Genomic DNA, 20916 nt, shown 5'->3' on the forward strand with positions numbered 1-20916 from the left:
GTCATAAGTAATTTATGTTCATGGATACGTTTTATTTCGTTTTATCTGGTTATGGCAATTGCGCATAGTGGCAAAGAACAAAAGAACGCTCGGTATCTACGTTGCCGGGCTGGATTGAAAGGAGGTTCATGATGAATAGCAATCCCGTGATCGATATTGCCTTGGAACTTGTTGATCTTGATCGGTATCCGATTGCGGATTTGGATCATGGGCCCGGGGCGGATTTTCTGGCGGAATGTCAGCGCAATATGGAGGTGCAGGGTTGGTGTAATCTCGATGGCTTTATTCGCCCAGAGGCGTTGGCGCGGCTGAAGCAAGAGGCCAATGATCTGCTGCCAACAGCCGAAGTTTTGCACGTGAAACGTAACATTTATCAGGGCGCGATTGACCCGTCTTTGCCCGCAGATGATCCGCGACGGATGGAGTTTACGCATATCGCATCTCAGCTTGCTGACGACCAAATCCCGGTTAGCAGTCAGATCAAGCAGCTTTATAAATCAGATATCCTGACGGAGTTTGTGCGTCGCGCGCAGGGCAAGGATCAGCTGTATCGTTGTGCGGATGAGTTTCAGGCACTTAACGTTGTGGCCCTGCACCCGGGCAGTTGGCACGCCTGGCATTATGATACGACGGAGTGCACGGTCACATTGTTGTTGCAGGCCGCGGATGAGGGGGGTGAATTTACCTTCCTGCCCAATTCGCGCACGGATGAGAGCGAAGATCGCGAGGCGGTAGACCGTCTGTTGGCCGGGGACATGTCGCAAGCACAGACATTTTCGCGTGGGGCCGGGGCATTTACACTGTTTCGGGGCGGCTATTCCCTGCATGGAGTTACAGAAGTCAAAGGTGAGCAGCCGCGCATTTCGGCCATCTTGACCTATGACGAGCAACCCGGCCGGGTGATTGATGACGACATCAATGTGCGTATATACGGCAAGCGCGTGGAAAATATTTTGGCGCAACGCCGCGAAGGGGCTTCGGTTTAATGGGTGAAAAGATGAAAACGGCGTTGCTGGTGATCGACGTGCAAATGGCGCTGGCCCACGAAGACAGCACAGGGGCTGAACGATCCTGTCCAGAGGCGGAAGGAAATATCGCCGCCTTGCTGAAGGCCTTTCGGTCGTCCGGTGATTGCGTGGTTCACATCCATCATCATGGAACCGATCCCGATGATCCGTTTCACCCTGATGCGCCCGGTTCTGCGGTTCAACCCGTTGCGGCACCGGTCGATGCTGAGCCCGTGATCGCCAAGACAGGCAGTAGCGGGTTTATGGGAACCGATCTGGATAAGACGCTGCAAGGGGCCGGAATCGAGCGTGTCATCTTATGCGGCGCGACGGCCAATCATTGTGTGGAATCGACCACGCGCAGCGCGGCGGATCTTGGGTATCGTCCCATCTATGCGGCGGATGCGGTTTGGACTTATCCAATTGTCGGGCCGGATGGGTCAACACATAGCGCGGACACCATCCATTCGGTCAGCATGGCCACATTGGAAGGCGAGATCGCCACCGTGATGAAGACCAGCGACATATTGTCGATGTGAGATAGACAGGAATTGCGGCGCGCCCACCAGCGGGCCGCAATCCTTGTGTTAATGGGCCATCAAGACCGGAACTTCTGCCTGTTTCAGCATGTCGTGGGTGGCACCGCCAAGAATGGCCTCCCGGAACCGGGAATGACCGTAGGCCCCCATCACCAGCAATTGCGCGTCAATATCGCGGATATGGCGGGTCAGGACATCTGCGACACTCGGCAGGGTTTTCGCAAGGATAGAGATATCTGCCCGCACGCCGTGGCGGGCCAGCATCTGTGACAGCGCCCCACCCGGGTCAGAGCGGTGCAGACCATGTTCGGGTGGATCGATGATCGCGATGTTCACGGACTCTGCTGCCTTCAGAATCGGCAATGCCGCTCTGATCGCGCTCAGCGCTTCTGAGCTTTGGTTCCAGGCCACAACAACGCGTTGCGGTGACTCTCTGGGCGAAGATCCTTCCGGGATCACAAGAACCGGCGCCTTTCCTTCGAACAGCGAAGCCTCAAGGATGGATTCGTCTTCGGCACCGCGCCCGTCGGTATATGGTTTTGGCAGCACCACCAGATCCGCAAAACGCGCATGGCGCGAGACGGCAGAGGTGACGCCGGCGATCTGAGCCACCAGAGGAAAGCAGCTCCAGCTGATTTGTTGACCATCCAAGGCGGATTTGATCGCTTGTTCAGCGGCATCCGCACGCTCTGCGGCCCGGTTCAGGCTGTCTTGCTGTAACAAGACATTGGCGCCGCCGTAGTAATATCCGGCCTGAACCGCATCGACGCCCAGACACATTACTTCGAGATGTCCGTCATTGTGCCGGGTGATTGAGGTTGCATGTTCCAGGGTCGATGCAAAGTTTTCCGCTTCGCATGCGATGGTTAGAATGGATTTATACCCCATCGTGTTATCCGTTTTCTAGATCGGCGGCGTTCGGTGCCCGCCGATACAGTGGTGGCGCGTATCCCCCTACGAAACAGCAGTTCATCAGAAAAAACTTTGACATGGATCAATGTGATCCGTCCCGCGCCCCGGCAAAAAGAGGTGTGTCGAAGTCACCCGCGTCATCGGGTGAGTCGGTGTTGATGACGAAGGGACGTTTCTTATGTGGGATTACATCAAGCTTATCCTGTTGGGCGTAATCACGTTATTGGCGGCAATTGCGGCCAACTATGCGCGTGATCTGGCCTATCAGGTTCATGCGGTGATCGTGATGTTGGTATCGGGTGGCGTGTTTCTGTGGGTTTTGCGCCGCACAGATGAGCCTAAACCAGCCACGCCAGCGGGATATATGGATAATGTGGTTCGGGCAGGGGCTATCGCCACGGCCTTTTGGGGGGTGATCGGTTTTGCTGCCGGGACATTTATCGCCTTTCAGCTGGCTTTCCCCGTTTTGAATTTTGAATGGGCCGAAGGGTTTGCGAATTTTGGTCGGTTGCGCCCCTTGCATACTTCGGCTGTGATTTTTGCCTTTGGCGGAAACGCCTTGATTTGTACGTCCTTCTATATCGTGCAGCGGACCTCTGCTGCGCGGCTTTGGGGTGGAAACCTCGCCTGGTTCGTCTTTTGGGGTTATCAGTTGTTCATCATTCTGGCGGCGACCGGTTACTTGCTGGGCGGTACGCAATCCAAGGAATATGCCGAACCTGAATGGTATGTTGATCTGTGGTTGACCATCGTCTGGGTTGCCTATCTGGCCGTCTTTCTGGGCACGATCATTCGCCGCAAAGAGCCCCATATCTATGTCGCCAACTGGTTCTTCCTGAGCTTTATCGTCACCGTGGCCATGCTGCACGTGGTCAATAACCTGTCGATCCCTGTGTCAATTTTTGGGTCGAAATCCGTGCAGGTCTTTGCCGGTGTACAGGATGCGATGACACAGTGGTGGTATGGCCACAATGCTGTGGGTTTCTTCCTGACAGCAGGTTTTCTGGGCATGATGTATTACTTCGTGCCGAAACAGGCCGAACGTCCGGTATTCAGCTACAAGCTGTCGATCATTCACTTTTGGGCGCTGATCTTTCTTTATATCTGGGCCGGCCCACACCACTTGCATTACACCGCGCTGCCAGATTGGGCCTCGACGCTGGGCATGGTGTTTTCTGTCATCCTGTGGATGCCAAGCTGGGGCGGTATGATCAACGGGTTGATGACCCTGTCTGGTGCCTGGGACAAGCTGCGCACCGATCCGATCATCCGGATGATGGTGGTGTCTATCGGGTTTTACGGCATGTCGACATTTGAGGGTCCGATGATGTCGATCCGGGCGGTGAACTCTCTGTCCCACTACACAGATTGGACCATTGGGCACGTGCATTCCGGTGCGCTGGGCTGGAACGGCATGATTACCTTTGGCGCGCTTTACTTCCTGTTCCCGCGCCTGTGGGGGAAATCGGGGCTGTACAGCCTGCGCCTGGTCAACTGGCACTTCTGGCTCGCGACGATCGGCATCGTTCTATACGCCGCGTCGATGTGGGTGACCGGTATCATGGAAGGCCTGATGTGGCGCGAAGTGGATGCCAACGGGTTCCTGGTGAATGCATTTGCTGACACCGTTGTCGCCAAATATCCGATGTATGTGGTCCGTGGGCTGGGTGGGGTTCTGTTCCTGCTGGGGTCTCTGATCATGGCCTATAACCTGTGGATGACCGTCGTGCGGGGCGAGGACAAAGCGCCTGACGCCGCCGCGGTTCCGGCTGAATAAGGAGGGTCGGACAGATGGCTATTCTTGATAAACATAAAATCCTGGAAAAGAACGCGACGCTATTGCTGGTCTTTTCCTTCCTCGTGGTGACCATCGGGGGCATCGTGGAAATCGCGCCGCTCTTCTATCTAGAAAACACGATCGAAGAGGTCGAAGGGGTCAGACCCTATTCACCGCTCGAACTGGAAGGGCGCAATGTCTACATCCGCGAGGGCTGTTATGTCTGCCACAGTCAGATGATCCGCCCAATGCGCGATGAGGTAGAACGTTACGGACACTACTCGCTGGCCGCGGAATCCATGTATGACCGCCCGTTCCAGTGGGGGTCGAAACGCACCGGGCCTGATCTGGCACGGGTTGGTGGGCGCTATTCCGACGAATGGCATATCGACCACCTGCGTGACCCGCAGGCGGTGGTGCCGGAATCGGTGATGCCGAAATATGGCTTCCTCGAAGATCGCATGGTCGATGGCACATATATCGGTGAGGAAATGGCCGTCCATAAGTTCTTGGGTGTGCCTTACTCTGACGAGATGATCGCCAGCGCACAGGCGGATTTCCAGGCCCAGGCTGATCCTGACAGTGATTGGGATGACATGCTGGCACGCTATCCGAATGCGCAGATCCGTAACTTTGATGGGCAACCCGGAATTTCCGAGGCTGACGCGCTGGTCGCTTATCTGCAGATGTTGGGCACATTGGTCGATTTCTCGACCTTTGAACCTGACGCGAACCGCTGAGGGAGGTGGATATGGAAACTTATTCCTTGCTCCGCGAATTTGCAGACAGCTGGATGCTACTCTTCTTGTTCGTCTTCTTTGTCGGTTGCGCCCTGTGGGTGTTTCGCCCAGGTGCAGGCAAGACCTATCGCGACACGGCAGACATACCGTTTCGTCATGAAGACCGCCCCTTGGCAGAAGAGCCGTCTGATCCCAACGCGCAAACCAAGGAGGCGCGGACATGAGCACCGATAACAATCAAGAAAAGCGGAACGAACATGGGTTCGGCACAACCGGGCATTCCTGGGATGGTATCGAGGAGTGGAACAACCCGATGCCACGCTGGTGGGTCTGGACCTTCTACGCCACGATCATCTGGGGGATCGGATATTGTATCGCCTATCCGGCCTGGCCTTTGATTTCAGAGGCAACACCGGGCCTGTTGAAATATTCGACACGCGGCGAAGTCGCGGCAGAGATTGACCGCTTTGAACAAGCAAACGCGCCGATCAATGCAAAATTGGCAGCGACCGAACTGGATGAAATCCGGAATGATGTCGAATTGCAAACCTATGCGGTTCAGGCGGGCGGCGCGGTCTTTCGCACCTGGTGTGCGCAATGTCATGGCGCGGGTGCCGCTGGGGCCAAAGGTTATCCCAACCTGTTGGATGATGACTGGCTGTGGGGCGGATCCATTGAGGATATCCACCTGACCATCAAGCACGGCATTCGTACCGAAGAAGATGACGATACGCGGTTTTCGCAGATGCCAGCCTTTGGCGATTTCCTGAGCGAAGCGGAAATCAGCCAGGTCGTTCACCATGTCATGGCGATCTCTGGTCAGGAACATGATGGCAGTCTGGCAGCCTCGGGTGCGGCCGTCTTTGCCGATAACTGTGCCTCTTGCCACATGGATGATGGGACAGGAGATCGGACGCAAGGCGCGCCTGACCTGACCGATGCGATTTGGCTTTATGGTGGTGATGCGAACGCGTTGACCCAAACAGTCAGCAACGCGCGCTACGGTGTCATGCCTGCATGGGCGAACCGTTTGAGCGATGCCGAAGTGCGTGCTGTCACAGCCTATGTGCACCAGCTTGGAGGTGGCGAAGCCTCTGAATAGCTGAACGAAATACCCCGACACCGAGGTCGTGTTGGGGGATAGGCGCCGGTCCCCGTCCTGTTCGCGCGTTTCCTGGGGGCCGGCGCCGCATAACTTACTCTTTGTATTTTGACAGAGTTCTGATGCACAGGTCACCAAAATATTGATTCAGGTCAAAGCGCAGTGGCCAAAATACGATAGTTAATAAACCCCGCGCACAGGATAATAACGGAGCCGTTCCGTGACTGAACAGACCCCCCCGCAGCTTTATGCCGCCCGCGAACCGATCTTTCCGCGTCGTGTTTCCGGCAAATTTCGGAACCTGAAATGGGTGATTATGATTGTCACCCTTGGGATTTACTATCTAACGCCCTGGATCAGATGGGACCGTGGGCCCAGCCTGCCGGATCAGGCGGTGCTGGTGGATATGGCAAATCGCCGGTTTTTCTTTTTCTGGATCGAGATCTGGCCGCATGAGTTTTACTTCATTGCTGGACTGCTGATCATGGCGGGTTTGGGCCTGTTTCTGTTCACATCGGCATTGGGGCGGGTGTGGTGCGGCTACACCTGCCCACAAACGGTCTGGACGGATCTGTTTATCCTAGTGGAGCGCTGGATCGAAGGGGACCGCAATGCGCGCTTGCGCCTGCATCGTCAGAAAAAGTGGGATCTGCGCAAATGGCGGCTCAGGATCACCAAATGGATCAGCTGGATCCTGATCGCGATGGCAACAGGCGGGGCCTGGGTGTTTTACTTTGCCGATGCACCGATGCTGTTGGTTGATCTGTTTACACTGAACGCGTACCCGATTGCCTATACGACGGTTGCGATTTTGACGGCGACGACATTCCTGTTTGGCGGGCTCGCGCGTGAACAGGTCTGTATCTACATGTGCCCCTGGCCACGCATTCAGGCCGCGATGATGGATGAGGATACCCTGACCGTCGGTTATCGCGATTGGCGGGGGGAGCCGCGGGGCAAACACCGTAAAGCCGAAGGCGCCGACCAGCTGGGTGACTGTATCGATTGCATGGCCTGTGTGAATGTCTGCCCGATGGGGATCGATATTCGTGATGGCCAACAAATGGAATGCATAACCTGCGCCCTGTGCATCGATGCCTGTGATGACATCATGACCAAGATTGGCAAGCCAAGAGGCCTGATCGACTATCTGGCCCTGTCTGATGAGGCCGGAGAAAGGGCGGGAAAACCGCCAAAACCGATCTGGAAGCATGTGCTGCGCCCGCGCACCATTCTATACACGAGCTTATGGTCTGCAGTCGGGATTGGGTTGTTGATTGCACTCTTTATCCGCTCGGAAATCGAAATCAGTGCGCAGCCAATACGCAACCCACAATTTGTCACACTTTCAGATGGATCAATCCGTAATACATATGACGTAAGACTGCGCAACAAACATGGGGAAGAACGTGAGTTTCACATCTCCCTGACGTCAGAGGAACCGTTGCACATTGGATTGGAAGGAACTGAAGCGTTGGCAGTGATCGTGCCTGCAGATAGCCAAAAGTTGCAACGGGTGTATATTACCGCGGAGCCCGGTACGGCTGCATCCGCCCAAAAAACAACCGATGTACGTTTGTGGGTGGAGGATGCAGCGGATGAGGCACGTGCCTATGTCGACACGATTTTCAATGGGAGAGGGCAATGACTGCGAAACCTCTGACCGGCCGTAAAGTTTTTGCCATAACCGCCAGCGCCTTTGCGGTGATCATTGGCGTCAACGTGTTTATGGCTTGGAGTGCCATTCGGACCTTCCCCGGGCTGGAAGTGAAAAACTCTTATGTAGCAAGCCAGTCTTTCGATACGCAACGGGCGGCACAGCAAGCCTTGGGCTGGTCGGCAGAGGCGACGCTTGATGGTAATGAACTTGTGTTGTCCTTGCTCACGGATGATGGTCTGCCTGCACCGACCTTATCGGTGCAGGCGGTGTTGGGGCGCCCGACACATGTCCGCGATGATATGACGCCAGAATTTGTGCGGATGGCAGGGTCCTACCGAACCGAGGTCGATCTGGCACCGGGTAGCTGGGATTTGCATGTTGTCGCACTGGCTGCAGACGGAACAGAGTTTCGCCAACGCTTGCCGTTATATGTAAAGGCTGATTGATGTCAGAGGCCGCAACCATTTCGGCCTGTCCGGCCTGTTCAGGGGCGAGGCCCGATGTTTCTTTGGCCCTGTCAGAGGGCGAAGGGCGTATCTTGCTGTCGCTGCCGGGCATTCACTGTGCCGGGTGTATCTCGGGTGTGGAAAAACAGCTGTTGGCGCGGCCCGAGGTGCGGACTGCTCGCGTGAATTTGACGTTGAAACGGGTGAGCGTCGAGGTCGGAGCAGCAACCGAACCCGCCGATTTGATCGCGGTATTGGCAGATGCCGGCTACGAGGCACATGAACTGGATTCAGGCGCGTTGAGCGCAACCGCCACAGACAAAGCCGGGCGTGATCTGTTGATGCGGCTGGGTGTGTCCGGATTTGCCATGATGAATGTCATGCTGTTATCCGTTTCGGTCTGGTCGGGGGCAGAGGCGGCCACACGGGACCTGTTTCACTGGATTTCAGCAGGGATCGCGCTGCCGACCATTGTGTTTTCGGCGCAGCCCTTCTTTCGCAATGCGTGGGGCGCGTTGTCCGGGCGCCGCCTGAATATGGATGTTCCGATCTCGTTGGCAATTTTGCTTGCCGCTGGAATGTCGCTTTATGAAACGGCCCATTCGGGTGCGCATGCCTATTTTGATGCGGCATTGTCCTTGACGTTCTTCCTGCTCGCGGGGCGGTATCTGGATCACCGAACCCGTGCCGTCGCACGCTCTGCTGCAGAAGAGCTTGCCGCGTTGGAGGTTCCGCGCGCCACGCGTCTTTTGGACGGCGTCGAAGAAACGGTACCGATTTCGACCCTTGCTGTCGGCGATCATGTTTTGGTGCGTCCGGGCGGCCGGATGCCTGTGGACGGGCAGATTATCAGCGGGCAAAGCGAAGTTGACCGATCCTTGCTGACCGGAGAGTCAGTTCCGGTTTTCGCCGGTCGTGGTGATCAGGTTAGCGCCGGAGAGGTCAATTTGACCGGTCCGCTGACCGTGCGGGTCAGTTCTGCCGGCGAAGACACATCCTTGCACCGCATGGCGGATTTGGTCGCAATGGCCGAAGCCGGGCGCAATAAATACACGTCTTTGGCGGATCGTGCCGCAGCCATCTACGCGCCGGGCGTACATTTGTTGGCGTTGTTTGCGTTTATTGGCTGGCTTTGGGGGACGGGTGGTGATGTCCGTCTGTCCCTGAATATCGCGGTTGCGGTTCTGATTATCACCTGTCCCTGTGCGTTGGGGCTGGCGGTGCCTGCGGTGACGACTGCGGCCTCTGGCCGATTGTTTCGCGATGGAATGCTGATCAAGCACACCACGGCAATGGAACGATTGGCAGAAGTGGATACCGTCGTCTTTGACAAAACCGGAACGTTGACCGAAGGCCGCCCCGAACCCGTGAATTTGGCGGAGCTGTCAGAAGAGCAGTTGGGCGTTGCCTTGGCCCTGGGGGGGGCGTCCTCCCATCCTTTGGCGCAGGCGTTGGTGCGCGGTACTGCGGGCCGCGATGTTCGGCCAGAGACGGTTTTAGATATCCAGGAAAACCCAGGCTTCGGCATAGAGGGCAAATGGAATGGGCAAGTGGTTCGTCTGGGTCGTGCAGAATGGCTCAATGCGGATCCAGTGCCGTCCATGGCAACCTATTTGCGTATAGGGGACGCTACCCCGGTCGCGATCCGGTTTGCCGATGGGTTGCGCGCCGGGGCTGCAGAGTTGGTTTCCGCGCTTCAGGCGCGCAATATTCAGGTTTCGCTGATTTCAGGTGATGAAGACTATCCGGTCAAGGAACTGGCCGATCGATTGGGAATATCCCAGTGGCAATCGAGGGTGCGCCCCGAAGGCAAAGCGGCAGAGATTACGCGCCTGTCTGAGGCGGGAGCCAAAGTTCTGATGATCGGTGATGGATTGAATGATACGGCAGCTTTGACAGCGGCGCATGTTTCAATTTCACCAGCTTCTGCGTTGGATGCGGCGCGTGTGGCCTCTGACATTGTACTGTTGGGATCTGATTTGTCACCGATTTCGGGTGCATTGATCACTGCACAGAAAGCCACCCGTCGGATCATCGAAAACTTTGCCATTGCGGCGGGGTACAACATGATCGCAATTCCGATTGCATTGGCAGGGTTCGCGACCCCGCTGGCGGCGGCACTGGCAATGTCACTGTCATCAATCACCGTTTCGGTGAATGCATTGCGGCTGAGGTAAAGTCATGGAGATGCTTGTATACCTGATCCCCATTTCCCTGTTTCTGGGGATATTGGGCTTGGTCGCGTTTTGGTGGAGCCTGCGCAGCAATCAATACGACGACCCGGAAGGCGACAGTCGCAGAATCCTGTCAGATGATTGGGATGACAAACCCAAATCGTGACTTGGATTGTTCTTTTTTTATAGTGCCCGTCGGGCAAACCAAAGGTTTGGAACGTCAGGCAATGTCGATGCGAACAGAACCCAGCCCATTGATTTCAACACGGCAATGATCACCGGGGGATAGCGGTCCAACCCCGGCAGGTGTACCGGTGAAAATCAAATCCCCCGGGGCAAGCGCAACCAATTGCGATAAATGGCAGATGATATCAGGAACCGGCCAGATCATCTGGGCGATATCGCTGTCTTGCCGGGTCTCGCCATTTACAACGCAAGTGATGCGGGCGATGTCCGGGTGCCCGATCTGGTCAACCGGGGAGAGCGCACCACAAACCGCTGAGTTGTCAAATCCTTTGGCCATGTCCCAGGGTCTGCCCTTGGCTTTGGCGGCGGCCTGTACATCACGCCGGGTCAGGTCGTTTCCGGGACCATATCCCCAGATATGTGACTGTGCATCAGTCAACGAGATATCCTGCCCGCCCACCCCGATGGCCACGACAAGTTCGGCCTCGTGGTGCAGGTTCTCAGTGCCAGGAGGGTAGGGAACTGCCGCCCCATCAGGGACAAGTGCGCTGGCAGGTTTTGAAAAGAAAAACGGCGCCTCGCGCCCGGGGTCATGGCCCATTTCCCGCGCATGTTCAGCGTAGTTTTGGCCGACACAGTAAATCCGTCGAACAGGGAACCGCATATCGCTGTTGGCGATCGCGACAGAGGCTTGTTCAGGTGGGGTAATGGCAAATTCGGGCATAGGACTCTCCGGCTGATGCGGACAGGCTTGCTCATTTTTTTGGGCTTTACAAGTCGCTCAGGACGGGCCGATTGTTCTGCATTCGATTTGTTGTGCCTGCAGTCGGCGACAGGCGAGTTCAGCACTGTCTTGCGACAGACCCATGAAATTAGCCTCAAACGCACCAGCGCGCGGAACGACCCGGCGCAGGGTTCCATCCAGTGTTGCCATTTCCTGAAGCGCGGTGCGCAGCAACACCCGTTCTGCCTGATAACGCGTATTGTAGCGTCCGACATTCACGCCCCAGTGACGCTCTCCAGAGGTTGAAACCCGCGTGACGACAATGGGCTCAGAGGGTTGGGCGATCTCTTCGGGGATGATTTCGGTGACGATTGTCGGGGCTTGTGGTTCGGTGGCGGGGTCTGATACCTCGGAAATTGCCTGTGACACTGCGATATCGACATTCGCATCATCACCGGTTTCGGCTTTCTGGGCTTCTTGAAGCGCATCCAAAATGCCGCCTTCCATCGCGATCAAGATGTCCTCTGGTGGTGCGGCTGTTGTGGCAACGCGAATGGGTCGTGGAACCGGGCGCAGGCTGCGGGTAACTGCCTGTGCAACGCGTGTTGAACCATATCCGGCGTAGGATGGGCGTGTCGGCGCCCGCACCGAAGCGTGACGCGGCGCACGTTGAAAGCCCATATCCAAAAGCTCTGCTACACGGGCGTTGCGCGTGGCAGAGGAGCGCCCACCAAAGACGGTTGCGATGATCCGGGTGTTGCCACGTTCGGCGGAGGCGACAAGGTTGAAGCCCGCAGCGCGTGTGTAGCCGGTTTTGATCCCGTCAGCCCCGCGATAGGACGACAGCAGGCGTCGGTTGGTATTGCGGACTTGTGCAATGCCAGCATCTGCACGCTGACGCGAGAACAGGTTGTAGTAATCGGGGTAATGGTAAAACAAGCGGCGTCCCAAGTTTGTCATGTCACGGGCGGTGGACATATGACCGGATTCTGTCAGGCCATGGGCGTTTTTGAATGTAGTCCGGCTCATCCCCAAGGCGCGTGCCGTGCGGTTCATCCGGCGGGCAAAGGCGGCCTCTGACCCTGAAATGGCCTCTCCCAACGCGGTGGCGGCATCATTGGCAGATTTGACCGCTGCAGCACGGATCAGATAGCGAAGGCGAATTTTCTGTCCTGAACGCAGGCCGATTTTCGAGGGCGGTTCAGATGCAGCATTTCGAGAGATCGTCACCTGAGTATCCAGCGAGATTTCACCGTTTTCGACGGCCTCGAACACCACGTAAAGGGTCATCATTTTGGTCAGGGAAGCCGGATGCAATCGGGTGTCGGCATTGCGGGAATGCAGCACCTCGCCGGTGCGGGCGTCCATTACCATTGCTGCATAGGGCGCAGCCGCAACACGGGATGCGATCAGTGCTACCGCACAGACCAACACAGATACACATAGCCCAAGACGGACGAACTGCCCAAGACGTGCCATCACGTCGCCTACCTTCTCTGCCTCTCGCCGCCGGTTTTCCGGTCAGCATTATTAATTGCCAGAATGGTATCATAAGCTGGATTCGCGGAAAATACCCAAATTTCAATTAGTTTTGCGATTTTGTGTGACTGCCAGATGGCCGAATTCGGTATGCCCATATTGTGCGTAACTCAATTGATGGCACTATATGTTGAAGGCCCCGGGCTGAACCACGTTGTGCGAAGGCGACACTTGTGTACCTCATCACATCGATTTGAATTTGAATGATTTGTGAAAATCAGCGGGCCTTGTCGGCCTGATTGAAATATCGGGGCTTTTCATGAGGGATTAGGAGATTATATAGTCCTTGCCTGTTCAATTGGGCAATCTTCGAATCCGCCGGGTCAGGAAAATGGTGCCATATACGCCAGAAACGATGACGATTGTCATGTCAGACAGCGACAATCCCGGTGACTCTGATACCGGGACGATGACCAAAACGCGCACCCGAACTGCGCGCCCGCCCCTGTACAAAGTGCTGTTGTTGAATGATGATTTCACCCCGATGGAATTCGTCGTGCATGTGCTGGAACGGTTCTTTGGCTTGAACCACGCACAAGCGTTTGAAATTATGCTGACGGTGCACAAGAAAGGGTTGGCCGTGGTGGGGGTGTTCAGCCACGAGATTGCCGAAACCAAAGTCACCCAAGTGATGGATTTTGCCCGCCAACATCAGCACCCTTTGCAGTGCACTATGGAACGGGAATAGTCAGATTTTAGCGATGCGTACATCCAGGCTGTCCATTGCGTTGGATAGCGGGGCATTGGAACTGCCACCGGCTGGTGACATTCTGGTCTGGCGACCAAATGCTGAGCAAAATTTGACTGATCTGCCCAAGGATCGGGTCCGTATCATTCAGGGGTTCAAACCGGACCACGACGTCTGGGAAGAACGCGGATACCGGGTCGAACCCGCAATCGATAATGCGACCGCCGCAATGTCAGTTGTATGTTTGCCGCGCGCCAAGGCCCATACTTTATCTCTGATCGCGTCCGCCGCTGCGTGTTCCAGCGGGCCAATTCTGGTGGATGGCCAAAAGACCGACGGAATCGACAGCGTTTTGAAGCTGTGCCGGAAACGGGCAACCGTAGGCGAGGTGATTTCCAAAGCGCATGGCAAGGCCTTTGTAATTGAGGCGCATGACGGGTTTGAGGATTGGGCAGACAAACCGAAGTCTGGGCCCGATGGTTTTATAACATCTGCTGGGGTGTTTTCGGCGGACAGGGTTGATCATGGATCACGGTTGCTGGGTCAAGCTTTGCCGGAAAAAATGGGCCCGAGCGTTGCTGATCTTGGGGGCGGGTGGGGATATCTGTCGGCAGCGATCCTGCGCCGATCCACTGTTGATGCGCTGTATCTGGTTGAGGCCGAAACTGATGCGTTGAACTGCGCCCGCTTGAACATCAAAGACGCGCGCGCGCAGTTTCATTGGGCGGATGCGACCAAGTTTGATTTGGGATACAAGGTCGATACCGTTGTGATGAATCCCCCGTTTCACACCGGGCGGGCCGCGGAACCAGATCTTGGGCGTGCTTTTGTCACGACGGCGGCGCGTGTTTTAAAGCCACGAGGTACGTTATGGATGGTCGCAAATCGCCATTTGCCTTACGAATCTACACTCTCTGTCCTGTTTGCAGAAGTTCAGGAAATCGGTGGTGATGGCGGCTTTAAACTGCTCAAAGCATCGGCGCCCCGGCTGCATGCTCGTACCGGTTGATGAAATCACATAACCTATCAGGGAATCAGAGGGGCCGATCCATCATGACATTTTCAATTGCAGGCAAGACGGCGATTGTTACAGGTGCCGCGAACGGAGTTGGTTTGGCAATCGGTCAGCATTTTCTGGACTGCGGGGCGAATGTTGTATTCGCTGATATGGATGACGAAGGACTGTCTGAACAGTTTGGTGAAACGTCGGAAGGCAGCAACTATCGCTACTTTGCCGGTGATCTGCGCGAAAAATTGACAATTGCCAATTTGCTGTCGACAACCATAGATGCGTTTGAACGGATTGATATCCTAGTCAACGCAAGCCGACAGATTCTGACCACCGATCCGACATCTGCGGAGGATCAATCGGTGCGCACGATGCTGGATCAAAACCTGATGACCGGGTTACGCCTGTCGCAAGCAGTTGCGCGGAGGATGATTCAGCAGGCAGAGGAAGACGGTTTGGAAGGAGAGGCAGGCTCTATCGTCAACCTGTCAAACATCGCTGCTAAGCGATGCCATGGTGATTTACTGGGCTACTCCATAAGCATTGCGGCGCTAAATCAAATGACCCGCTCTTTGGCAGTATCGCTTGCCCAATCGCGGGTCCGGGTAAACGCAGTTGCCTTTGGAAGTGTGCTGAGCGCGAGTTTGCAGGCACAATTGAAAGAAAACCCCGACGCACGGGAAGAAATTGTTTCAAAAACCCCGATCGGGCGCATCGCAAACCCGGATGAACTGGTGGAAACCGTGCAGTTTCTGGCCTCTGAAGCGTCGGGTTTCATGACCGGGCAAATTTTGACTGTTGATGGGGGGCGCAGCCTGATGGATCCGGTGCACGCCCCGATCCACTGACCTCCGGATCTGGTCATGAAATTGTGAACGCGTTCCAGGCAGGTATCGTGCAAGACTGCGGCAGTTTCATTGAGAGGTTCGATGTGAAGTTTTTGATCGCTATCGCTATGCTATTTATGATCGCACCGCCCGTGTTGGCACAGGATTGGGCCTTGCGTGGTGGTGATGAGTTGTTTTCAGCCGAAGCTCTGCACACTCGGTTAGCCGGTCAAACATTGATTTTTTACGATGATGGTCAGTCACAATTTGGCCCAAACGGTGGATATTCTTATACCTATGATTTTGGCGGAACGGCCTATGGGATTTATGAGATACAAGAGGGCAGCACTGTCTGTATTCAGTTTCAAAACGGGGCGTCTCGTTGTGACATGTATGTGGTGAATGCCGCGCGCCTGGTCGTATTGACAGAAGATGGTCAGCGTTTTCCGGTGCGCCCAGCCTCCTGAATTTTTATCAAAGACGATTGAGCAGATCCAATGTCGGCCAGGCATCCGCAGGCAGGCCCAGGCGCTGTTGTTCACGCTGTATCGCTGCTCGGGTTTTTGCACCCAGAATACCGTCAATTCCACCCACGTCGTGGCCGCGTTGTTCCAGTTTGCGCTGCAGGCGCTGCATGTTTTCGCCGCTCAGCGCGGGGGATGGGTTTCGCGCATCATAGATTGGCCCGCCTTCCAGTCGCGTTGCAAAATATGCGGCGGTGGCGACATAGACAAAGCTTTGATTCCATTCAAAATAGACGCGGAAATTGGGATAGGTGATAAAGGCGGGCCCGTTGCGGCCCATCGGCAGCAGAATGGAAGATTGAAGGTTTCCAGAGACCAAAGATCCGTTGCGGGCACGAATGCCCAACCGCTGCCACTCGCTAACCTTCATGACCGTATCCAGCCCGGTTTTGGACCAGTCGAAGTCACGGGGCAGGGTGATTTCCTGCAGCCAAGGCTCATTCGGCCGCCAACCCAGATCGCGCAGCATATTGGCCCCTGACATCAGTGCATCAGGTGGGGATCGTTTCAGATCGACACGGCCGTCGCCATCGCCGTCCACGCCGTTATGCAAAATATCCTCTGGCAGCATTTGGACCATGCCGATTTCACCGGCCCATGCGCCAGTTGTATTGACGGGGTCAAATCCACCCTTTTTATAAAGTTCAAACGCCGCAAAAACCTGAGGCCGGAACAGTTCTGGCCGACGACAATCATGGGCCAGCGTTACCAGCGAATTCAGCGTGTTGAAATCGCCCTGAAAGGCCCCGTAATCCGTTTCTAACGCCCAAAAGGCCAGCAAAACCCCGCGTGATACGCCATATTGCCGTTCGATCTGATCAAATACAGTACGATACCGTTCCGCATTGCGGCGGCCATGATCGATCCGGTTTTTGCTGATCAATGCGCGGGAAAATTCGATGAAATCTTTTTGGAATATTCCTTGCGCCCGGTCAGCGCGTAGTGTGCGATTGTCTTGTTGGACACCGGCAAAAAACTGATCGACAGAAGCACGGCTGTGGCCGCGCTGGAGGACCTCTGCTTTCAGGTCATTGACGAAACTTTGAAAGCTGCCTCCGCATGGAGTGGCGAGGGCGGGGGTCACACTGCAAGCAATCGCAAAGAACCAAGAGACCAGAAAACGTTGCATCATTTACCTCACACCAGTTGGGCAGAGCCTAGCGGCAGTGAGAATGGGTTGCAATGTTCAGGCTAATGGCGACAACAGCGCGATGACCAGCAGCACCATCCAACCGCGCCAAAGCAGTTTGATGGCCGCGTCAATTTCTGCAGGACCCGGGTCCTGCTTTCCGGCGGGGTGCACAAAGGGGAACTCTTGCATTTCACCGGTATAGCTTCGTGGCCCGGCAAGGGCGACATTCAGGGAAACCGCCATCGCTGCCTCCGGCCAACCGGCATTTGGTGATCGGTGCAGTTTGGCGTCGCGCCAAATCACTTGCGCCGAAGACCATGCTCCACCGCAGGCCATCAGGATCAGGGCGGTCAGTCGGGCAGGTACCCAGTTCAGGATATCGTCCAATCTGGCCGAGGCCCAGCCAAACTCCTGATGGCGCGGGGTGCGATATCCGATCATGGAATCAGCTGTGTTGATGGCCTTGTAGATCAGAATGCCGGGCAGGCCCAAAAGCAGATACCAAAAGACTGGCGCAACGATCCCGTCAGAGAAATTTTCAGCGGCACTCTCAATCGCCGCACGTGCAACGGCGGGGCCATCCATGTCGGTTGTGTCGCGTCCGACTATGCGCGCAACCGTCAGCCGACCATCACCCACCGACAAGCGTAGGGCGTCAGCAACCGCTTGAACGTGATCGATCAGGCTGCGTTGGGCAAGCAAAATGGCAACGATAAGCAGTTCAAGAACCCAGCCAATGGGGAGTTCAGAGATGATGATGCCTACAACGGCGCCCCCTGCGACCAGAGACGCACATAGCAACACGCCATTTGGTCGTTGCGCGCCCTCATAATTGAACCTCTCATCCGCCCAGCCGATCAGGTGGCCGATGGCAACGGCGGGGTGCCAGATGCGCGACCAAAGCCAGCGCGGCTCACCCAATGCAGCGTCCAGTAGGAGTGCCAAAAACAAAATCATAACGATGCCTCCAGTCGTGACCATTGATCAGGGCCAGGCAGGCCAAAACGAATCCATGTTCGACTATAAGGGAAAATCCGGGTCAAAATATGGTGTGAGGCCAATTTCTGCTGCCAACGGACCGCATCGTCAACCTCGTACAGGCGAAACAACGTCGTGCCACCGACCAGCCGGGCGTCGTATCCAGCAAGAAGAGCATCCAGACGATCGGTATCTTGTTGGAGCCGCTCACGGCTTTCTTCAGCCCAACGGTGATCCGAAAGGGCCCGGGCGGCAATTTCCAGAGCAGGCCCAGAAACCGCCCATGGGCCCAGCATGGCGCGCAGCTGGGCGATTAAGTCGGGCGCACCTATGACAAACCCCAAACGCAATCCCGCGAGCCCCCAGAACTTGCCGAAACTTTTTAACACCAGTGTGCCCGGTTTTGCAGTGCGTGCGATATACGATTGATCGGGCGTGACGTCACAAAAGCTCTCATCAATGATGGTCAGTTTATCGGCGCTTTCGCTGCCATCCCACAACGCACCGGTCGGGTTGTTTGGATGCACGATCACACGCGCCTTTGCCAGTTTTGCATCAACGGCCCATCCGGCGGCGTCGAATGCGGCAGCGTGTTCGTTATAGGTTGGGCCATCAATGCGGACCCGCCCGGGTGAGAGTAGATGCGGGATCCGGGCGATAGCGGCAGATGCCCCATGTACGGGCAGAACTGCGGCATCATCGGGAATGTTCCAGAAAACCCGCGCGGCCCCAACCAGCCGTCCCTCTGCCCCCCGATCCGGGAGCGCCGTCCACGCCTCGGACGAAATCTTTCCGAGCGCATAGGGGACGGGATTGATGCCGGTTGACAGGTCCAGCCAATCCGCGCGTTGACCGCCATAGGTGGCGATCGCTGCGTCAAGCGCGCCGCCGTGATCACGTGTTTCGGTCATTCGTTATCCGGCAATGGCGGGTGACGGGTGACGAAATGCCCCTTGATCGGCTGCGGCCATTGTCGGAACGGAACCTGCCCGGTTTCGCTTTCGCTGTGCAGGGTCGCATAGTCGACAATGCCTTGTGCGGCCTCTTCGGTCGCCTCGAACCGTCCGAGCGTGTAGTTGAGCTTGCCCGCCCCTTGAATGGCCACATTGCAGCTGTGTGAACAGCCCATCAGACAGGAAACGCGTCGGGTGCGGACGGTGCCGTTGGCCTTTGCCTCAATCAGATCGGCAAGCCGTTCGCCATCTGTGGGCTGACCGGACGTGGCGTCCCAGTCATCTCGTTTGCAGGTGTCGCAGACAGTTATCCAGGTGGTCATGGTTTCATCCCGTTAATCCGTCGACCATCAAACGGATTCGAATGGGACTTTCAAGCGAGCATTCATCAAGAAGGCTTGATCGCAGAAAACAATGGCAGATTTTGCTCATGCATGACGGGGTCTTTGTTAACAAATCAGAAACAAAAGTAATAATATTTCACTGTCATGAAAAATTTACTTGACCGAAACAGAATCTATGCAAAGCTCATTAGTGGTTTTCTGTGGGGGAAAGCGTCATGAGCACATATTTACCGAAAGAGGTTCAGGAAGGTCTGGATCAGGCACGCAAGCGGGACCTGCAACGCAAAAGCCGGTTGCGGGTACATGTTGGGGACGAAATTTATACTGTCCTGCGCTTTTGGGATGATGGGTTTTCTTTGGATGTCGAAGACGCACCGCATTTGCGCGGGTTAGTAGATCTATATGACGGGTCCCGACATTTGTATCAGTGTCTGATCGTCGCCTCTGAAGAGGAAATGGGCGAGATGCGCTATGATTTCAAACGCAGCACAGCTGCCGTGGATCGTGCGCCCCTGGATTTCGTGCGCGACGAAAACGCACCCATCGCGCTCTTGGGGACATGATCTCAGGCGCTGCGGATCGCCTCTAACATCAGATGAACATTTTCAGGGTCGGCATCAGGCGTGATGCCGTGGCCCAGATTGAAGATGTGCGGGCCGCCGCGGAATGCGCGAACGATGGCTTGGGTTTCATCGACCAATTCTTGACCGCCGGTCACCATGTGGCGGGACGCAAGGTTGCCCTGCACACATCCATCCACCTGTACATGTTGGGCGGCCCATTCTGGCGATACAGAATTGTCCAAAGCCACGCAATCGGCGCCAGTTGCATTGCCAAACCCGATGTATTTATCGCCAGCCTCTCGTGGGAAGGCGATGACCGGCGTGTTTGGGTGGCGCAGTTTCAAGGCGGTAATGATCCGTTTGGTTGGTTCCAATGCGAAATCGGTGAAATCCTGCCCCTTAAGCGATCCGGCCCAGCTGTCGAAGATTTTGACAACTTCGGCGCCCGCGTCGATCTGGGCTGACAGGTATTCGATCGTGGCATCGGTGATCCGGTCGATCAATGCCTGAAATGACGTCCGATCCTGATCTTTTAGCGCATGGGCCGGTCCTTGATCGGGCGTGCCGCGTCCGGCAATCATATAAGTAGCCACGGTCCATGGAGCACCGGCAAACCCGATCAGTGTGGTTTCGGCGGGCAATTCCCGGGACAGAATGCGCACGGTTTCGCAAATTGGTGACAGGGTATCATGAATGGCGTCGGTCGGTTTCAGGGCTGCGACCTCTGCCGCACTGGTAATCGTTGATAGGCGTGGTCCCTCGCCGGTGACAAACCACAAATCAGCCCCCAAGGCCTGTGGGATCAGCAAGATGTCAGCAAAGAGGATCGCGGCATCAAATCCATATCGGCGGATGGGTTGTAGCGTGACCTCTGCCGCCAATTCAGGATGATAGCACAGCGACAGGAAATTCCCCGCTTGGGCCCGTGTCGCGCGGTATTCGGGCAGATAGCGGCCCGCCTGACGCATCATCCAGACCGGGGGTGTGTGTTGCGCCTCTCCTGCCAGCGCGCGTAGCAGCTTCTTTGTCATGCCAGATATCCTTTGCCTGCGGCACCTCGTCTCGCGCCTTGAGCCGCTTGTCAAGCCAATG

At 56.0% G+C, this 20916-nt stretch carries 23 protein-coding genes; 15 read left to right on the forward strand and 8 right to left on the reverse strand.

All coding sequences use genetic code 11. The annotated features are described in order from the left end of the window. Positions 1 to 131 precede the first annotated feature (131 nt). Both AC2D8P_RS09215 and AC2D8P_RS09220 read left to right on the forward strand, forming a co-directional pair. Positions 132 to 986 carry a HalD/BesD family halogenase gene (locus AC2D8P_RS09215; RefSeq protein ID WP_484702171.1) on the forward strand — a complete coding sequence of 285 codons (855 nt, stop codon included), beginning with the start codon at positions 132 to 134 and terminating at the stop codon, positions 984 to 986. A gap of 11 nt (positions 987 to 997) precedes the next feature. Then, the gene (locus AC2D8P_RS09220; RefSeq protein ID WP_484702173.1) at positions 998 to 1546 is read left to right on the forward strand and encodes an isochorismatase family protein; all 549 of its coding nucleotides are present in this window, start codon (positions 998 to 1000) and stop codon (positions 1544 to 1546) included. Positions 1547 to 1594: 48 nt separating this feature from the next. On the opposite strand, the gene AC2D8P_RS09225 is transcribed toward AC2D8P_RS09220, so the two are convergent. Beyond that, a complete protein-coding gene (locus AC2D8P_RS09225) occupies positions 1595 to 2434 on the reverse strand; it encodes a universal stress protein (protein ID WP_484702174.1) in 840 nt (279 codons plus the stop codon). Positions 2435 to 2636: 202 nt separating this feature from the next. Between AC2D8P_RS09225 and ccoN the strand changes: the two genes are divergently transcribed. The 8 genes from ccoN to ccoS all read left to right on the forward strand — a co-directional run bounded on the left by ccoN (position 2637) and on the right by ccoS (position 10523). After that, complete coding sequence (ccoN, locus tag AC2D8P_RS09230; RefSeq protein WP_484702175.1) at positions 2637 to 4235, forward strand: cytochrome-c oxidase, cbb3-type subunit I; 1599 nt, start codon at positions 2637 to 2639, stop codon at positions 4233 to 4235. A gap of 14 nt (positions 4236 to 4249) precedes the next feature. Further along, complete coding sequence (ccoO, locus tag AC2D8P_RS09235; RefSeq protein ID WP_484702177.1) at positions 4250 to 4975, forward strand: cytochrome-c oxidase, cbb3-type subunit II; 726 nt, start codon at positions 4250 to 4252, stop codon at positions 4973 to 4975. A gap of 11 nt (positions 4976 to 4986) precedes the next feature. Continuing rightward, positions 4987 to 5199, forward strand: a complete 213-nt coding sequence (locus tag AC2D8P_RS09240) for a cbb3-type cytochrome oxidase subunit 3 (protein WP_484702179.1) — start codon at positions 4987 to 4989, stop codon at positions 5197 to 5199. Beyond that, complete coding sequence (ccoP, locus tag AC2D8P_RS09245; protein WP_484702181.1) at positions 5196 to 6077, forward strand: cytochrome-c oxidase, cbb3-type subunit III; 882 nt, start codon at positions 5196 to 5198, stop codon at positions 6075 to 6077. The genes AC2D8P_RS09240 and ccoP overlap by 4 nt, the downstream gene beginning before the upstream one ends. 220 nt (positions 6078 to 6297) lie before the next feature. Next, positions 6298 to 7725, forward strand: coding sequence for a cytochrome c oxidase accessory protein CcoG (gene ccoG, locus AC2D8P_RS09250; protein WP_484702183.1), 1428 nt, complete (start codon positions 6298 to 6300; stop codon positions 7723 to 7725). Continuing rightward, complete coding sequence (locus tag AC2D8P_RS09255; protein WP_484702184.1) at positions 7722 to 8183, forward strand: FixH family protein; 462 nt, start codon at positions 7722 to 7724, stop codon at positions 8181 to 8183. The genes ccoG and AC2D8P_RS09255 overlap by 4 nt, the downstream gene beginning before the upstream one ends. Continuing rightward, positions 8183 to 10360, forward strand: a complete 2178-nt coding sequence (locus tag AC2D8P_RS09260) for a heavy metal translocating P-type ATPase (RefSeq protein ID WP_484702186.1) — start codon at positions 8183 to 8185, stop codon at positions 10358 to 10360. Before AC2D8P_RS09255 ends, AC2D8P_RS09260 begins: the two co-directional genes overlap by 1 nt. A gap of 4 nt (positions 10361 to 10364) precedes the next feature. Beyond that, the gene (gene ccoS / locus AC2D8P_RS09265; RefSeq protein ID WP_484702187.1) at positions 10365 to 10523 is read left to right on the forward strand and encodes a cbb3-type cytochrome oxidase assembly protein CcoS; all 159 of its coding nucleotides are present in this window, start codon (positions 10365 to 10367) and stop codon (positions 10521 to 10523) included. A gap of 54 nt (positions 10524 to 10577) precedes the next feature. Here ccoS and AC2D8P_RS09270 read toward each other — a convergent pair whose 3' ends face one another. Beyond that, a complete protein-coding gene (locus tag AC2D8P_RS09270) occupies positions 10578 to 11267 on the reverse strand; it encodes a fumarylacetoacetate hydrolase family protein (RefSeq protein ID WP_484702189.1) in 690 nt (229 codons plus the stop codon). 57 nt (positions 11268 to 11324) lie between these two features. Beyond that, on the reverse strand, positions 11325 to 12746 hold the full coding sequence (locus AC2D8P_RS09275) for a D-alanyl-D-alanine carboxypeptidase family protein (RefSeq protein ID WP_484702190.1): 1422 nt from the start codon (positions 12744 to 12746) through the stop codon (positions 11325 to 11327). Positions 12747 to 13173: 427 nt separating this feature from the next. Here AC2D8P_RS09275 and clpS point away from each other — a divergent pair, with 427 nt between their 5' ends. The 4 genes from clpS to AC2D8P_RS09295 all read left to right on the forward strand — a co-directional run bounded on the left by clpS (position 13174) and on the right by AC2D8P_RS09295 (position 15797). Beyond that, positions 13174 to 13494, forward strand: a complete 321-nt coding sequence (clpS, locus tag AC2D8P_RS09280; protein WP_484702251.1) for an ATP-dependent Clp protease adapter ClpS — start codon at positions 13174 to 13176, stop codon at positions 13492 to 13494. A 13-nt stretch (positions 13495 to 13507) separates the two neighbouring features. Continuing rightward, positions 13508 to 14503, forward strand: coding sequence for a class I SAM-dependent methyltransferase (locus tag AC2D8P_RS09285; protein ID WP_484702191.1), 996 nt, complete (start codon positions 13508 to 13510; stop codon positions 14501 to 14503). Between the two features lie 44 nt (positions 14504 to 14547). Continuing rightward, positions 14548 to 15351, forward strand: coding sequence for an SDR family NAD(P)-dependent oxidoreductase (locus AC2D8P_RS09290; protein ID WP_484702192.1), 804 nt, complete (start codon positions 14548 to 14550; stop codon positions 15349 to 15351). 83 nt (positions 15352 to 15434) lie between these two features. Continuing rightward, positions 15435 to 15797, forward strand: coding sequence for a hypothetical protein (locus tag AC2D8P_RS09295; RefSeq protein ID WP_484702193.1), 363 nt, complete (start codon positions 15435 to 15437; stop codon positions 15795 to 15797). A 7-nt stretch (positions 15798 to 15804) separates the two neighbouring features. On the opposite strand, the gene AC2D8P_RS09300 is transcribed toward AC2D8P_RS09295, so the two are convergent. Genes AC2D8P_RS09300 through AC2D8P_RS09315 form a run of 4 tightly spaced genes read right to left on the reverse strand, consistent with a single transcriptional unit; the run spans position 15805 to position 19240 of the window. Then, the gene (locus AC2D8P_RS09300) at positions 15805 to 16983 is read right to left on the reverse strand and encodes a lytic murein transglycosylase (RefSeq protein ID WP_484702194.1); all 1179 of its coding nucleotides are present in this window, start codon (positions 16981 to 16983) and stop codon (positions 15805 to 15807) included. 57 nt (positions 16984 to 17040) lie between these two features. Continuing rightward, positions 17041 to 17943, reverse strand: a complete 903-nt coding sequence (gene cbiB, locus AC2D8P_RS09305) for an adenosylcobinamide-phosphate synthase CbiB (RefSeq protein WP_484702195.1) — start codon at positions 17941 to 17943, stop codon at positions 17041 to 17043. Next, the gene (locus tag AC2D8P_RS09310; RefSeq protein WP_484702196.1) at positions 17940 to 18875 is read right to left on the reverse strand and encodes a threonine-phosphate decarboxylase; all 936 of its coding nucleotides are present in this window, start codon (positions 18873 to 18875) and stop codon (positions 17940 to 17942) included. The genes cbiB and AC2D8P_RS09310 overlap by 4 nt, the downstream gene beginning before the upstream one ends. Then, entirely contained in the window at positions 18872 to 19240 is a 369-nt protein-coding gene (locus AC2D8P_RS09315) for a DUF1636 family protein (protein ID WP_484702198.1), read from the reverse strand. The genes AC2D8P_RS09310 and AC2D8P_RS09315 overlap by 4 nt, the downstream gene beginning before the upstream one ends. A 236-nt stretch (positions 19241 to 19476) precedes the next feature. On the opposite strand from AC2D8P_RS09315, the gene AC2D8P_RS09320 reads away from it, so the two are divergent. Continuing rightward, positions 19477 to 19824, forward strand: coding sequence for a hypothetical protein (locus AC2D8P_RS09320; RefSeq protein WP_484702199.1), 348 nt, complete (start codon positions 19477 to 19479; stop codon positions 19822 to 19824). Positions 19825 to 19826: 2 nt separating this feature from the next. On the opposite strand, the gene hemE is transcribed toward AC2D8P_RS09320, so the two are convergent. Continuing rightward, positions 19827 to 20855, reverse strand: a complete 1029-nt coding sequence (gene hemE / locus AC2D8P_RS09325) for a uroporphyrinogen decarboxylase (protein WP_484702200.1) — start codon at positions 20853 to 20855, stop codon at positions 19827 to 19829. Positions 20856 to 20916: the final 61 nt, after the last annotated feature.

The sequence above is a fragment of the Roseovarius sp. YIN77 genome (genome assembly GCF_057219155.1).

Coding starts and splice junctions, on each gene's coding strand:
- AC2D8P_RS09215 (WP_484702171.1), top strand. CDS start 132: ATGAATAGCAATCCCGTGATCGATATTGCCTTGGAACTTGTTGATCTT.
- AC2D8P_RS09220 (WP_484702173.1), top strand. CDS start 998: ATGAAAACGGCGTTGCTGGTGATCGACGTGCAAATGGCGCTGGCCCAC.
- AC2D8P_RS09225 (WP_484702174.1), bottom strand. CDS start 2,434: ATGGGGTATAAATCCATTCTAACCATCGCATGCGAAGCGGAAAACTTT.
- ccoN (WP_484702175.1), top strand. CDS start 2,637: ATGTGGGATTACATCAAGCTTATCCTGTTGGGCGTAATCACGTTATTG.
- ccoO (WP_484702177.1), top strand. CDS start 4,250: ATGGCTATTCTTGATAAACATAAAATCCTGGAAAAGAACGCGACGCTA.
- AC2D8P_RS09240 (WP_484702179.1), top strand. CDS start 4,987: ATGGAAACTTATTCCTTGCTCCGCGAATTTGCAGACAGCTGGATGCTA.
- ccoP (WP_484702181.1), top strand. CDS start 5,196: ATGAGCACCGATAACAATCAAGAAAAGCGGAACGAACATGGGTTCGGC.
- AC2D8P_RS09255 (WP_484702184.1), top strand. CDS start 7,722: ATGACTGCGAAACCTCTGACCGGCCGTAAAGTTTTTGCCATAACCGCC.
- AC2D8P_RS09260 (WP_484702186.1), top strand. CDS start 8,183: ATGTCAGAGGCCGCAACCATTTCGGCCTGTCCGGCCTGTTCAGGGGCG.
- ccoS (WP_484702187.1), top strand. CDS start 10,365: ATGGAGATGCTTGTATACCTGATCCCCATTTCCCTGTTTCTGGGGATA.
- AC2D8P_RS09270 (WP_484702189.1), bottom strand. CDS start 11,267: ATGCCCGAATTTGCCATTACCCCACCTGAACAAGCCTCTGTCGCGATC.
- AC2D8P_RS09275 (WP_484702190.1), bottom strand. CDS start 12,746: ATGGCACGTCTTGGGCAGTTCGTCCGTCTTGGGCTATGTGTATCTGTG.
- clpS (WP_484702251.1), top strand. CDS start 13,174: ATGTCAGACAGCGACAATCCCGGTGACTCTGATACCGGGACGATGACC.
- AC2D8P_RS09285 (WP_484702191.1), top strand. CDS start 13,508: ATGCGTACATCCAGGCTGTCCATTGCGTTGGATAGCGGGGCATTGGAA.
- AC2D8P_RS09290 (WP_484702192.1), top strand. CDS start 14,548: ATGACATTTTCAATTGCAGGCAAGACGGCGATTGTTACAGGTGCCGCG.
- AC2D8P_RS09300 (WP_484702194.1), bottom strand. CDS start 16,983: ATGCAACGTTTTCTGGTCTCTTGGTTCTTTGCGATTGCTTGCAGTGTG.
- cbiB (WP_484702195.1), bottom strand. CDS start 17,943: ATGATTTTGTTTTTGGCACTCCTACTGGACGCTGCATTGGGTGAGCCG.
- AC2D8P_RS09310 (WP_484702196.1), bottom strand. CDS start 18,875: ATGACCGAAACACGTGATCACGGCGGCGCGCTTGACGCAGCGATCGCC.
- AC2D8P_RS09315 (WP_484702198.1), bottom strand. CDS start 19,240: ATGACCACCTGGATAACTGTCTGCGACACCTGCAAACGAGATGACTGG.
- AC2D8P_RS09320 (WP_484702199.1), top strand. CDS start 19,477: ATGAGCACATATTTACCGAAAGAGGTTCAGGAAGGTCTGGATCAGGCA.
- hemE (WP_484702200.1), bottom strand. CDS start 20,855: ATGACAAAGAAGCTGCTACGCGCGCTGGCAGGAGAGGCGCAACACACA.